General features: G+C 39.5%; 11 protein-coding genes and 1 tRNA gene. 4 read left to right on the forward strand and 8 right to left on the reverse strand.

Annotation, left to right across the window (positions count from 1 at the left end; translation table 11 throughout):
* Positions 1-66: 66 nt before the first annotated feature.
* Entirely contained in the window at positions 67-696 is a 630-nt protein-coding gene (locus tag KZP23_RS01855; RefSeq protein WP_226334458.1) for a WbqC family protein, read from the reverse strand.
* A 105-nt stretch (positions 697-801) separates the two neighbouring features.
* Positions 802-1,431 (reverse strand): L-threonylcarbamoyladenylate synthase, encoded by a 630-nt coding sequence (locus KZP23_RS01860; protein ID WP_226334459.1) that lies wholly within the window; start codon positions 1,429-1,431, stop codon positions 802-804.
* A 181-nt stretch (positions 1,432-1,612) separates the two neighbouring features.
* Here KZP23_RS01860 and mltG point away from each other — a divergent pair, with 181 nt between their 5' ends.
* From mltG to KZP23_RS01880, 4 genes are all read left to right on the forward strand, one after another.
* Positions 1,613-2,659 (forward strand): endolytic transglycosylase MltG, encoded by a 1,047-nt coding sequence (gene mltG, locus KZP23_RS01865; RefSeq protein ID WP_226334460.1) that lies wholly within the window; start codon positions 1,613-1,615, stop codon positions 2,657-2,659.
* 3 nt (positions 2,660-2,662) lie between these two features.
* Positions 2,663-3,067: an acyl-CoA thioesterase gene (locus KZP23_RS01870; RefSeq protein WP_226334461.1), complete on the forward strand. Its 405-nt coding sequence runs from the start codon at positions 2,663-2,665 to the stop codon at positions 3,065-3,067.
* Between the two features lie 14 nt (positions 3,068-3,081).
* Complete coding sequence (locus KZP23_RS01875; protein ID WP_226334462.1) at positions 3,082-4,020, forward strand: YihY/virulence factor BrkB family protein; 939 nt, start codon at positions 3,082-3,084, stop codon at positions 4,018-4,020.
* 209 nt (positions 4,021-4,229) lie between these two features.
* A tRNA-Ser gene (locus tag KZP23_RS01880) sits at positions 4,230-4,314 on the forward strand.
* Positions 4,315-4,621: 307 nt separating this feature from the next.
* Here KZP23_RS01880 and KZP23_RS01885 read toward each other — a convergent pair.
* The 6 genes from KZP23_RS01885 to hsdR all read right to left on the reverse strand — a co-directional run bounded on the left by KZP23_RS01885 (position 4,622) and on the right by hsdR (position 14,326).
* A complete protein-coding gene (locus KZP23_RS01885) occupies positions 4,622-6,223 on the reverse strand; it encodes a reverse transcriptase domain-containing protein (protein WP_226334463.1) in 1,602 nt (533 codons plus the stop codon).
* A 549-nt stretch (positions 6,224-6,772) separates the two neighbouring features.
* Positions 6,773-7,825 carry a DUF4917 family protein gene (locus tag KZP23_RS01890; RefSeq protein ID WP_226334464.1) on the reverse strand — a complete coding sequence of 351 codons (1,053 nt, stop codon included), beginning with the start codon at positions 7,823-7,825 and terminating at the stop codon, positions 6,773-6,775.
* Positions 7,826-7,827: 2 nt separating this feature from the next.
* Positions 7,828-9,162: a restriction endonuclease subunit S gene (locus tag KZP23_RS01895; RefSeq protein WP_226334465.1), complete on the reverse strand. Its 1,335-nt coding sequence runs from the start codon at positions 9,160-9,162 to the stop codon at positions 7,828-7,830.
* A complete protein-coding gene (locus tag KZP23_RS01900; protein WP_015264238.1) occupies positions 9,159-10,595 on the reverse strand; it encodes a class I SAM-dependent DNA methyltransferase in 1,437 nt (478 codons plus the stop codon). The genes KZP23_RS01895 and KZP23_RS01900 overlap by 4 nt, the downstream gene beginning before the upstream one ends.
* The gene (gene rhuM / locus KZP23_RS01905) at positions 10,596-11,582 is read right to left on the reverse strand and encodes a virulence RhuM family protein (RefSeq protein ID WP_015264239.1); all 987 of its coding nucleotides are present in this window, start codon (positions 11,580-11,582) and stop codon (positions 10,596-10,598) included.
* The gene (gene hsdR, locus KZP23_RS01910; RefSeq protein WP_226334466.1) at positions 11,582-14,326 is read right to left on the reverse strand and encodes an EcoAI/FtnUII family type I restriction enzme subunit R; all 2,745 of its coding nucleotides are present in this window, start codon (positions 14,324-14,326) and stop codon (positions 11,582-11,584) included. Before hsdR ends, rhuM begins: the two co-directional genes overlap by 1 nt.
* Positions 14,327-14,345: the final 19 nt, after the last annotated feature.

Genomic DNA, 14,345 nt, shown 5'->3' on the forward strand with positions numbered 1-14,345 from the left:
TTGTGATAATTGCTATATCTAATGTTACCGAATTTGTTTTAAAAACACAATCCTTTTAATGATTGTTCAATTGTTTTTTTTTGATCGTCGGATAAGTTCTAAAGAACCAGGTCCTTCACAAAACAACAAATCAATAACACTTAAATTAGGTGCAAAGTCCAGGCCAAACAATTGACTGTAAGGCTCCGGTGAATAAATATCCCTGGCCTCATAAGACTGTTTGGCTACTATTTTGCCCCTTAGGTCTTCCATTTCTGGACTTTCCTCATATTTCACGCTAACTTCTACTTTTGCCTTTATTTGCAGTAATTTCAGACAAAGTGTCAGCAACTTCTGATTCAACTCGAACAAACTGTCAATTTGTTCATTGAATATATCTTCAAAATAGGGATAGTAATATTCGAAATAAGGGGCCTTGCCATAAGCACTTTTTATTCCCCTCAAATGAACATTTTGCCATTTCTGCCTATAATCAATTTTGACCTTACCGTACTTTACTTTTTTGTTTCCGCCTACTACGGGTATACTCAAGGTCTCTACTTTATTGGACAGGTGTACTTGTGCCCTGTTTCTATATGTCTGTTTTTGATAGTTCCCCTCTTTCTCCAAGATGATCTTATCATAACCTTCAATTGCCACAAAAAATTCTATTGGAGGCAGATAAAACAAATCAACTAACAATGCTTTTTTTTCCATGCCCAAAAATAAGCATTTGAGCTTTAAAGCCTATTACGAACTGCTTTTACCTTTGGCCGTTATTAGAATTTCCAACTTTCCGACCGATCATCCTTTACAAACTGATTAAAGCACTTCCTCAATATCCCCAAGCCCTTCTCGAAGCACTTCTATCTCCCCTCCTGTACAATCAACGACAGTAGAGGCTACATTGTTTCCATATCCTCCATCAATCACCACATCTACCAAATCCCGGTATTTTTCATAGATCAATTCCGGATCAGTACTGTACTCCAACACATCATCCTCATCCCTAATGGAAGTCGTAACAATGGGCTGCCCCAGTTCTTTCACCAATATACGAGGAATATTATTATCAGGGATCCTTATCCCCACCGTCTTCTTCTTGCTATGCAATAGTTTGGGCACTTTATTGTTGGCCTCCAGAATAAATGTATAGGGACCTGGCAAAGCCTTTTTCATGAGTTTAAACACAGGGGTACTCAGCACCCGGGTATATTCAGAAATACCACTCAAGTCATGGCAAATAAAGGAAAAGTTCTGCTTTTGTGGCTTAACGCCCTTGATCAAACAGATCCGTTCGATGGCTTTGGAATTATGAATATCACAGCCCATCCCATAAATGGTATCAGTAGGATAAATGACAATCCCTCCTTGCCTTAGCACTTCCACGACGCGGTTGACCTGACGTGGATTGGGGTTTTCGGGGTATATTTTAATAAATTCAGCTGCCATAAAAATCTCATTTTAATACCGAAAAGTAATCATTAACACGCAAACAACCATCCTTTTCAGCTATTCAACAATAAAGCTAGTACCTAATCATGAGAATTCTAAGCCTAATGGGAGATTAGGCAAGGTTTAATTTTATTTAACTATTTTTGCCCAAGCAAAAATCAGAGCCGTATTTAAACATATGATCACCAAAAAGAATCAAAAATATTATATGATAGGCATGGTGGCGATTTCCGTCATGATCTCATCATTCGCTTTCTATTTCTACCAGGTATTTTTCAGTCCTAACACCCTGACAGAGTCCCAGCAGCCTGTCAGCCTTAAAATCCCTTCCAATGCCAACTTCAAGCAAGTTTCAGATATCCTGACCGAAAATAAGATTATCACAGACGTGATATCTTTCAGTTTTGTCTCCAAAATCATGAAATACCAGGACAATGTCAAACCCGGTCTCTACACCATACAGCCCAAAATGTCCAATAAAGACCTGGTAAGCTTACTGAGATCCGGCAAGCAAACTCCCGTACAGCTCACCTTCAATAATATCAGAACCAAAGAAGATCTTGCTGAAAAGATTACCAATAAGCTAGAAATGAAGGATGAGCAGTTCTTACGTCTACTAAAAGACAGCTTATATATCAGGAAGTTTGAATTTGAGGAAGAAACGATCATGAGCATGTTCATCCCTAACACCTACGAGGTCTACTGGAACACCAGCCCCGAACAGCTTTTTGATCGTATGTACCGGGAATACAATAATTTCTGGAATGATGAGCGCAAGGAAAAAGCCAGGGTACTCGGCATGACCCCTGAAGAAGTTTCTACCTTGGCATCCATAGTACAAGCAGAAACTGCAAAAAGAGATGAACGCCCAAAGGTGGCTGGGGTATATATCAATAGACTGGAAAGAAATATTCCCCTTCAGGCAGACCCTACCTTGGTTTTTGCCCTTGGAGACTTCACCATCAAAAGGGTGCTCAATGTACACAAGGAAATAGAAAGCCCCTATAATACCTACAAATATGCTGGCTTACCTCCAGGCCCTATCAACTTGCCCGAAATCTCATCCCTAGACGCTGTCCTCAATTATCAGGACCATAATTACCTTTATTTCTGCGCCAAAGAAGATTTTTCAGGCTACCATGTGTTTTCGACCAATCTGAGAGACCACCTTAACCAGGCCCGCAAATATCAAAATGCCTTAAACGCCGCCAAAATCTACCAATAAGCTATGTTTACCGCCAAAACACAAGTACGTGTAAGATACGCTGAAACCGACCAAATGGGCTATGTCTATTATGGCAACTATGCCATGTACTTTGAAGTGGCCAGGGTGGAAGCTTTAAGAAGTATAGGCTTCAGCTATAAAAGGATGGAGGATGAAGGTGTCATGATGCCCGTTTTGGAAAGCTTCAGCAAATATTTAAAACCGGGCAAATATGACGAACTACTCACCATTACTACCCATATCGCCAAGGTACCAGGAGTGAAGATCCGCTTTGATTATGAAATCCACAATGAACAACAGGAGCTGATCCATCAGGGACACACGATTTTGACCTTCTTAAAAAAAGACAGCCATAGACCGTGTAGACCTCCACAGGATTTACTAGATTTATTACAGACTTACTTTTAGCAAAATAAGCACTGATGGTCAAAAAGAAAGTGCATAGCCTTTTACAGCAACTGGACAAGCAGGCCCAAAAACTGCGCAGGATCCACCTTAAAAATCCAGACCAAAATCTTTATGATGTGGGCAAGATATTCATCCACCAACTTCATAAGGATGAGATTGACGACAGAGCAAATGCCGTAGCTTTTAATTTTACAGTGGCATTATTTCCACTGATGCTATTCCTGTTGAATCTACTGCCTTTTATTGAAATATTCTTTCCTGAGCTTACCCCGGAAAACATCCTTATCTTCATCAAAGAGGTCATGCCCGGCCCCTTATACGAAGGAACAGAAGCCACCATCCTGGACATCATTAGCAGGCCTAGACAAGGCATGCTTTCCTTTGGCTTTTTCTTGGCCTTATACTTGGCCACCAATGGCGTGGCCTCACTGATGAGCGCCTTTAATGCCTGCTATCGCACCAAGGAGAACAGGAGTTTTTTCCAAACCCGCGCCATCGCGGTGGGCATCATTGTATTTTTGGTTTTGGATATCTGTGTAGCTGTATTGGTGATGATATTCGGCAATAAGATGCTGACCCTATTGACAGAGTATGGCGTGGTATCCAATAATATCCTTTATTTACTGGTGGCCACACTGAGATTTACGGTGCTATTGATCCTCTTTATGTCCGCAACAGCCTTTATCTTTAGGATTGCCCCAGCCGTACATGACAAATGGCATTTCTTCTCCATAGGCTCCCTTACGGCGGGATTACTGATCACCTTAGGCTTTTTCCTATTCTCCTATTACCTGATCAATTTTGCGTCCTATAATAAGCTTTATGGCTCCATAGGCACCATGATAGCCTTGATGCTTTGGCTGCTGATCACCTCTTATATTATCTTGATTTGTTTTGAAATCAATGTCAGCCTGGACAAAGCCGCCCAGCGCAAACATTTGCCCAAAATTTAGTCTCCAAACAATCAGCAAGTTAAGATTTTTATACAAATTTTATTTAGCAAAGTATTGTACATATCAAACTTAGTAGTACCTTTGCAAACCGTAAGACAAACATAAACGTCTTCAAATAATACGCTACAGACCCAGAGGATCTGCCTGACGGCAGGCAGGGTGGCAGGAAGTAATACTGCTGCTATCTTGAAAACCTCGGCTCATTATATAGAGGAGTGGCAGAGTGGTCGAATGCGGCGGTCTTGAAAACCGTTGTACCGCGAGGTACCGGGGGTTCGAATCCCTCCTCCTCTGCATAAACAAACCCTAACTCGCTTAAAAGCAATGAGTTAGGGTTTTTGTTTTTAATCCAGGGTCCTTTTCAGGGTCTTGAAGATTATTTTATGCCTTATTTCAGGTAATTGACATGGCAATAACTCTGACAAACTATCACGCCCCTCAAACTTTTATAATTTACAGAAATCTGCCGTTCTTAATTTCCGATCAGTTCAAATACTTTTCTATTGTATTTACTAATTGACCTAAAAAAAGAGTTAGGATTTCAAGAATTTATGATTTATCAGGAATATCTCAAATTCATTCAAACACACGGCAAAATTCATTATTTCTTAACATTATCGATATCTTTATATTTAGCTCGCTGACTACTTCCTTTTTCGATTTCTTGTTTTAGAATTCTCATATGTGTAGCAATTTGTCTTTTTATGCTAGGGGAATCCAAACCTTCTTTTATTTTATTCTGAGAGTTCTTGTAATACTTCTTAGAGGCGTTAGTTGCATACCATAGGAAATTCCGCTTACCAAGGTGGGAATACCTGCTATAAATCTGCTGTTTGAAAATTGTATTTGATTTCGAATTTTCACTATAGGCCATCGAAACCGATTTACCGATTCTTGCTTTCATTTTTCTAAAGAATCTTGATAAACTACCAGGACGGATGTATACATTTTCTCCATTAAATTCAAAACCTAAATATTGGAGGTTTCTATAGTTTTTTTCGTCATTGGATAGAGAATTAAAGGTTCCTGAAGTTTTATCATACTCTCTCTTGAATGACCTAATTTTTCTATTTGGAGTCGGTCTAAAGTCGATTACGTCTGTTTTCCGGTCCTGGATAGTAAGTCCATAGTTGCTATTTATTAGATCCATTAAGTAATCTTTCAGTCTATTTACCTGTTCTGGTTTACAGATAATAAGGAGATCATCGCAATATCTTCGATAGACAAAGCCTTCTTTTTTTCCCTTTTCAAAAATTTGTTTGTCAAATTCTGCTAAGTAGATATTTGAAAGAACAGCACTCATAGCTGATCCCTGTGGAATTCCCTTGCTTTTTAAAATTCGCTTTTTTATTTTTTTATCTATCTCGCTATTAACTGTAACCAATTTTCGATTTCGAAGTAACTTCATTTTATCATGAAAAGTAACTCCATAAATGTCATTAGGAACCAGATCAAAAAGAGATTGATAGCCTTTGGGGACTTTCTTTTTACCTTTGTATTTCTTTTTTTGTTCCTTTTCTATCTTCTTTAGATTAATGTTGAAATGCTTTAAAAAACTAGAGTAGTTAACATAGCTATATTTGGTCAAGGATCGATATACCTTATATTGGTCAATCGGTAAAACATTTTCACCAATAACTTTACACCAAGTTTTCTTTAATATGGAATGATCGATATGGTCGAAATAACCCTTGATATCCAGGGTAATCACGGAGCACTTTCTATTTTCTGAGTATGATCTAATGACCTGATCAAATGCCTCTTTTGTAAATTGAATATTACACTTGCCATCTAAGTCGCTCCTATATGCTAATACAACTTCTTGAAATCCATTTGCATGTATATAGGCTTGATATGTCTTGTTCAGAGCATAAGCATAAAATCCATAGATATAAGAATCGAAATGTGAGGCAAAAGAAATGGGGCGGATTTTTGTCTCTAAATCATATTTCCCTCCAGCTGCTAGTTCCTTATCCTCTTGCCATTTGTAACGAGGAGTCTTTTGGAGGATTTTTAGAAGTGGAATGAAATCATGATTTTCCATCCGTTTCAATGATGGATCAGATAAAAGCTGGAAAAGACGTTTTTTTTCTTTTGGGAAATTAAAATACGGATCAAATTGTGGATATGTTTTTAGTTTAAATCCATCTTCAACTTTCTCAACATACTCTTCCCACAATTCTTTGGTAAAAATCTTTTTCATAAGCATTTTCAATGGGAGCTTGGGCCATGGACATATCGGAACACCGATACCGTGTATAATGACACGTCTCCCAATCCACAAAGGAGTTTCACCTTACTAGGACCCTATCTCCATCCCTTGGCAGGATCATATTTCTATGCCGCACTCCTGATCGCAACTCAGTGTTCCCACTTACAACAATCAAACCCAGATTCACATCTGCGGTATTAAACCTTACAAATTGCAAGGGTTAGGGAGAAAATTGAACAAACGAAAGTCTATGAAGTCAATCTTGCTAATAATCAACTTGCTACCTTGTATACTCCTGTTTATTGGAGTAGTTTCAGTAGACAATCTGTCAGCAATCCTGTCCACCTTGGCATCCTTATTGAGGATTGTCAGGCAACAGTTTAACTTAAACCTTTCACCAACAGGCCTTCTAAAATTTTCATAAAGATACCCTGAAGCGTTTTGTTTTATTTCAATAACTTTGCCATCAAAAAAAACGCGCCATATTGGCAGTCATCTAAAGTCAATGGTAATGAATTATTCTCTTATTGATTGTTTAGATTACCCCCATACATTCACTGTTTTTGCATCAAATAAATTCACTTTACATTTAAATTTATCTTCAATTGATTGAATATGTTTCAAATCTTTTTCAGTATAGACTCCGATATAAATGCTAAAGAGTTTATAAAAAGTGCCATTTTCATCTTTTCTTCCTTTGGCTGCTTTATTTATCGCACCAATTATATGTTCATCATATGGACCAAAGCCAAAGCCAAAACAAATTAGTGAACCCGAAATTGATGAAAGCTCGTCATAGCAATAGGATAAATAATTGTTGTGTCTAATATGACTTAACTTTTCGGTACCGTTTCCAGCAGTTACAAATATGGGATACTCCTTTTGTTTCATTCGTGCCTTAACATTTTCCAAAAGGACATGTTCATTTGTATATTCCTCCTTTATAATATTAATTCCCGCATCAAATAGATGCAATGCACCATGAACATAGTAGATGGATTGTGATTCTTTATTCTTACCCCATCTTAACTCGGACCATTGAATTTCCTCTTCAGGAATCCATTCCTCTGATTCTTCTGCCTCCCTTCCAAAACCATCACCTTTTTTATCCAAATTATTTCGCATCAAAACCCAGTAGAGAAGCAAATCATAATTGGTGGTAAAAACATTTCCATCTCCTTCTAAATAGGAGTTTAGAAAATTTGCACAAGCCTTACTCTTTTCTTCAGAAACAGCAAAAACATGTTCTGGATGTAGTTCTTTAATAGCCTCAATCAAACTCTGTTTTAAGGATGATGAGGCTTCATTTATTTTGTCAACTACATTTTTATCGGCCCCGAAAACATTAGCTATTTTAGCAACATTCTCCAGTTGCTCCATAAGTAATTCAAAATTGCTTGTTTTGATAATTTCAAATAACTGCTGAAGAACTGGGTTATCAAGGTTTTGAAGAAACTCAGCTAATTTATTGTAGGAAAATATGCTAGCGTCATATGACATACTGAAGCCATTGCCAAGTAGCAAATGTTTTTCCCTGTTCTTTTTGTAAAGGGATTCTATGACTTCCTGATATGTGGATAATTTATCAGACATAACTATATTATTTGGTGTTCCTTTTCCTTAGGCTCCAATGCCTCCCTCAAAACCTGCTGCAAAAGCAATTCATTCTGCACTTGGCTTTCCATGATACTGGCCTCCAACTGATCACAATACCCCATCAACTTATCTAGCTTGGCGACTATCCGTTGTTGTTCAGAAAGCGGGGGGATGGGAACATCTATGTCTCGAATTGTGCCCATTGACAAACTGGGCTGCGCTGTTGCTTTAACATGCTTAAAAATTTCATTTCTTCCATAAGGTGAGCTAAGAAAATAGTTCAAGAATTTTAAATTGTAAAAATCTTCACATTCCTCGAATGGCTCTAATTTAGAAACATTGGGAGCTAAATGCCACCTTTCTTTCTCCCTGAACCTTGCAACATCACCAATACCAGCGCCTATAAAAGTCACCAATAGGGATTCTTTTGTCAAAGCACACCTCCCTAATAGAAGACTTGTTTCCTTATCGATAAATAGTAGGTTTGTTTTATCTAATTCGAACGGTCGAACATTTTGAGCACGGACCACAGGAATTTCTCCAATCGTCTTGAAATTAATGTATTTAGTATATTCAAAACCCGCAAGTTTAGTTACAAAAAAAATATCGCCAACCTTAATTGGCACCCATGAATTTGGTATTTCCCATTCATTAGCTTTTGAAACCGATTGACTTGATGCTTTCCCTTTTTTTAGTTTCTTCTCCCTAATCAACCTTTCTTTTTCCATCTTGATCTTCTCCAAAAGCACCGAAGCAGGTTCTTCATTTGGATCTTGTGGCACCAATTTACCTTGCATGGCTTCCCGCAAAAAGGCTTGACGGAGTTGCTTCACCAAATCAAGTTGGTGTGTGAGTTCATCACTAAGATTTTTGCTTTTAGCCTCTAGAATCCCATATTGTTCTACAAATTCTATTTGAACCTCAATAGGTGGAACAGGAATTTCAATTTTGGCAATTTCTTTCAATGGTAAGGTCACATTGGCCATACCTTTCATTCTACTCACCAATTCATTTTCTCGATTCAGATCTAGATATCGAAATAGAAAATCTGCCCTAAGAATATCTTCATCATTTGGAATTACTGCACAGAGAATGTTGCCCACGGCAAACTTTCCGGATTGAAAATGTATCCGCTTTAAGCTTTTGTGACCATGTCCTGTTGATGAAACCAGAGGAATGATAACTGCATTCCCCTCAAAATGGAATTCATTATGTGAAAGCCGTTCTTCCGCTGTTACCACTAAAGGATATTTACCTGGAACAGCTTTTTGAATTCCAATTTTGCCTTTTTGAATATTACAAAGCTCTCCTAATGTCTTCTTCGTCCAACTCATTTTATCGCAGATCTTATATGACTTAGTAGTTCATGGCTTCTATCAAAAGAATCATCCAACATGGTCATTAATTCAGAACTTGAATGTTCGATTTCTTCTTCCTGCTTGGTAGGGTTCTTAATATCTAAATCATAATTTCTGTCCTTAACAGTCTGAATATCCACCTTCCAACTCACCTCGCTTTCCTGTCGATCATTCCACCATTTTTTAATGGGGTCAAATTCCTTTACTTGAAGTGGTTTTGTTTTACTATAGCTTTTTTGCCCTTCCGGCAAGCGATGCTCATAATACCATATCTCTTTGGTCGGCTCACCTTTGGTAAAGAACAATAAATTCGTTGCCACAGTAGCATAAGGCTTAAACACGGAATTGGGTAATCGGATGATGGTGTGCAGATTACAATCGGTAAGCAGTTTTTCACGTACCCTTTGCTTTACACCATCCCCTGTCAAGGAACCATCAGGCAATACAATCCCAGCTCTACCACCCTGCTTCAGTAAATGCACCATCAGCACCAAAAACAGGTCGGCACTTTCCTTGGTCTTAAAATTCTGCGGAAAATTATTTTCGTTATTATTGGCCACGATACCGCCAAAAGGAGGGTTGGCCAGGATCACGTTAACCCTGTTTTTTTCGGTATAATTGCTCAGTGGCTGATCCAAACTATCACGGAAAGTGATATTGGGCACCTCCATATCATGCAAAATCAGGTTGGTAGTGGCCAGCAAATAAGGAAGCGGCTTGTACTCCCATCCAAACACGTTCTTTGCTATACTCTCCCTTTCTGCTACACTATTGGCCTGGCTTTTCAAATGTTCAATAGCTGCTGTCAAGTAACCACCTGTTCCACAGCTAGGGTCTAAAATCTTTTCCCCCAATTGTGGATTCATCATTTCACAGATAAACTCCGTAATGGCTCTTGGTGTGTAGAATTCCCCGCTTTTACCCGCACTTTGCAGTTCCTTCAAAATGGTTTCATAGAGTTCGCCAAATGCGTGGCGGTCTTTGGCAATATTGAAGTCTATTTCATTGAGCTTGTTCAATACCTTGCGGAGATTGATCCCGCTTTTCATGTAATTGTTATTGCCCTCAAACACCTCACGTACCAATAGTGCCCTTTGGTTGGCCAGGTCTTCGCTCATTCCCACCTTTAGGTTTCGAAGTGTAGGAAAGAGTTTCTGATCCACAAAAGCCTGTAATTCATCACCCGTAATCCCTTCATCATCCCCAGCCCATTCGTCCCAGTGAAACTCAGCAGGAATAGGGCTTTCGTAATCGTCCTTAATGACTTCCAGCTCCTTGTCCTTATCGGAGAAAATTTTCAGAAACAGCATCCACCCCAACTGTTCAATGCGCTGTGCATCACCATTCAGTCCGGTGTCCTGCCACATGATCTTGCGGATGCTATCTAATATTCCTTTTAAGTTGGCCATTTATTTCTTCTTGTTTTTTAGCTGCTTGGCAGTCTTGTCAATATTTTCAATAAAATCTTTCTCGACTTGAGAAAGCTCATTTTTAGTTTTTTCTTTGAACTTCTCATACTCCGAATGGGCTTTACCCAGTGCCTTTTGATGGCTGATCTTACCCGCATGGGTCAATATTTCATTCCCAGTCATGGTCAAAAAATCATCCAGCCTGGATACCCAGTCCTTCATATACATGGGCTTTCGGTTCATCGCCTGTAATTCTGCCATTTCGAGGTAAGCCGTAACGATCCTGTTTAGAATTTCCAATTCCTGCTCGTTCAGGTAATTCTTGGCTACCTCGGTCTCCTTTTTTGTGGGCTTTGCCCCCTTAAAATTAGTAAGCCCAAGATTTTTTTTACCGGCATCTATCCTTTTGTAAATTACTTCTGCCGCTGTGTTTCCATGTGCAGCCCAGTGCATTTTATTTTGTACCGTTTTGAAAAAAGTGGTAGAAATTTCGGTGTTGGGATCGTAGTCTATACTGGTAGCATAGATATCCAGAACCTTTCTCCAAAACACCTTCTCGGAAGATCTAATGTCCCGAATTCTGGCAAGAAGTTCATCAAAGTAGTTACCACCTCCGGCCTCTTTTAGGAGCTCGTCATTCATGGTAAATCCCTTAACGATGTACTCTTTGATTCTCGAGGTGGCCCATTTTCTAAACTGAACACCCCGATGAGATTTCACCCTGTATCCCACAGAAATGATGACATCCAGGTTATAGAACTTAACTGGACGGTCTGAACCACTAATGTGCAAAATCTGCACATTGCTTTTTTCGTCCAATTCTCCTTCTTTAAAAACATTCCCTATGTGCTTGGTGATCACACTTCTGTCCCGCTGAAAAAGGTCACTGATTTGTTCTTGGGTCAGCCAAACGGTTTCATTCTCTAATCGGGTTTGAATTTTGGTCTGCCCGTCTTCTGTTTGGTAAATTAGTATTTCCGAACTCATTAAGCTCCTGTATTATATAATTCTTGTTCCAATTCTTTTACGGCTTCTAAATATTTGGCTTTGCTTCCAAACTGCTTGATAATCTCCAAGGGGGAACCGTAATCCGTAAGCGGTTTGACCTTGAGGATATCCATGCTCTCAATATTGGTCACTCCTTCGTCTGCATACTTGTCCAAAAGCGTCTCTAAGACTTTCCTGGCTTGGTCACCATATTTAGTGAAATAATCCCGCTTTTTAACATTATTGGCACGTTCCTTACGTGTGAGTGGGGGCTGCTCAAAAGCAACATGGCATATAAGATCAAAAAGATCAACTCCCGCCTGTCTGCCGTTTAGATTGTCTAATAATTTTTGATCTTGCAACCAAATTCTGCCTCGACCAGATTTCAAGTATCTTTCTCTTTTAACCGCTTCACTTTCAGAATTAAATACCTCATAATGAATTAATTCAATCGGCTTATGGTTTTTGGTCCATTCAGCTCCCTCCCCATTCTTATGTTGTCTCCATCTATTTTTAAGATCAGTTGTCATGCCTTTATAGAGGCTACCGTCTTCACATTCGATTACATAGACATACCATTTTCCTGGGCTTTTGGCGGGCAGGTCCCTGTTTACTGCATCTCGCAAAGCTTCCACCAAAACACCTTGTTCTTCCAGTTCCTTGATGATGATTTCTTTTTTGTCCGTACTGTTCCATCGAGCTAGGAAATCATCCAAGGATGCGTACTGACCTTTGATCAATTCTTTGGTATGGTCTTTTAGGCTGGTGGTAATGGGCTTTCCATTGGTGTCAAAATACATTTCACGGCTGATCAACACCGATACATCCACCCCATTCACGTACACTTTCTGACGGGGCTCATTGACTTTGCTGGTTCTTGTCTGCGGTTCGGGATAGCGAATCTTTGTTCCGATTTCTATCTCTTCCCCTGTCTCCTCGTCTATGATCAGGCTGTCAATGCTTTGTTCTTCATCAACGATATTGGTCAAATCGGTATCCTCTGAAACAGGTTTTACTCTTATAGGGTCTCCATCAAAGTCCTTGTCGGCAAAAAGATCAGTAACATTTCGAAAATCCAGAATAGTAAAAAACATTTTGCCAAATTCCTCATTGATCCTGGTTCCTCTTCCTACTATTTGCTTAAACTTGGTCATGGATTTGATTTCCGCATCCAATACGATAACCCTACAAGTTTGGGCATCCACTCCGGTGGTCATTAATTCGGATGTAGTGGCTATCACGGGATATGTTTCTTCTGGATTGATAAAGTTGTCAAGCTCTCTTTTCCCTTCATCATTGTCTCCCGTAATCTGCATGATATACTTGTGGTTCTTGGCCACTAAATCAGCATTCAGATTGGATAGGGCAAATCGCATCCGCTCAGCATGATCAATGTCCGAACAAAAAACAATGGTCTTGGCAAATCGGTCATAACCTTTCAAAAACTCAGTAAGCTTTCTAGCCACTGTTTGGGTTCGCTCATCGATGACCAGTGTTTTATCAAAGTCCTTCCGGTTATATACACGGTCTTCCACTTCCTTGCCATCCTTATCCTTTTTCCCTTGCTCCGGCCGCCAGCCTTCAGCATCAACGTTCAGGTTGACCCGAACCACCCGATAAGGAGCCAAAAAACCATCATCAATCCCTTGTTTAAGGGAATAGGTATAAATCGGATCTCCAAAATATTCAATATTGGATACCTCTTTGGTTTCTTTGGGAGTAGCTGTCAAACCAATATGGGTCGCTTTATTGAAATAGCGAAGTATCTCCCGCCAGGCACTGTCCTCTTTGGCACTTCCTCTATGGCACTCATCTATGACTATGAGATCGAAGAATTCAGGTGAAAAATCCTTATACGCATCTTCTATATCGCTGGCATTTGTCAATCCCTGATAAAGGCCCAGGAACACTTCATAGGCCTTATCCTCTGTATCTATTCCCCTCTTATTATTACTTACAAGCTCTTCCTTTCCATCTGCCCTGCTCACCACCTTTTTTTTGATGATGGTCATCTTGTCTTTGAAATGTTTGAAATCCCCCCTTCTGGTTTGATCTATTAGGGCTGTTCTGTCTGCTAAAAACAGAATTCTCTTCTTTGCCCTACTTTTCCAAAGTCGGTGGATGATCTGAAAAGCCGTGTAAGTCTTTCCCGTTCCGGTTGCCATGACCAGTAAAATCCTTCCTTGTCCATTTGCAACCGCCTCTACCGTTCGGTTTACAGCAATTTGTTGATAATATCTAGGTGACCTACCACTTCCGTCAAAATAGTAATCCTGTAATGCTACTTCTTGAGCCTCGCTTGTATGGATTCCTTTGTATTGTTTGTACTTTTTTAAAAGTTCTTCAGGACTTGGAAAGCTATCAATATCAAGTTCTGTCTCAATATTTCCGTCAGTGGCCGTCCGGTCATGGAAAACAAACCCGTCACCATTGCTACTAAAAACACATGGTATATCCAGGATTTCGGCATAGTCCAAAGCTTGTTGCAGTCCTGCCCTTACTGAATGTCTATTGTCCTTGGCCTCAACAATTGCAATAGGGATATTGGGTTTGTAGTATAGGATATAATCTGCTCTTTTTCTTTTTCCCCTTGCGGTAAGCCTTCCCCTAACATAGATTTTACCATCTGTAAATGATACTTCTTCAAGTAACTGAGTGGTCTTGTCCCAACCCGCCTTTTCTATGGCAGGTGTGATGAATTTGGTACAAATATCACGTTCAGAAAGGGTTTTCTTGTCAATCATAATCACGCAATCAAAAAGG

Origin of the sequence: Echinicola marina (assembly GCF_020463795.1) — a bacterium.
Classification (GTDB): domain Bacteria; phylum Bacteroidota; class Bacteroidia; order Cytophagales; family Cyclobacteriaceae; genus Echinicola; species Echinicola marina.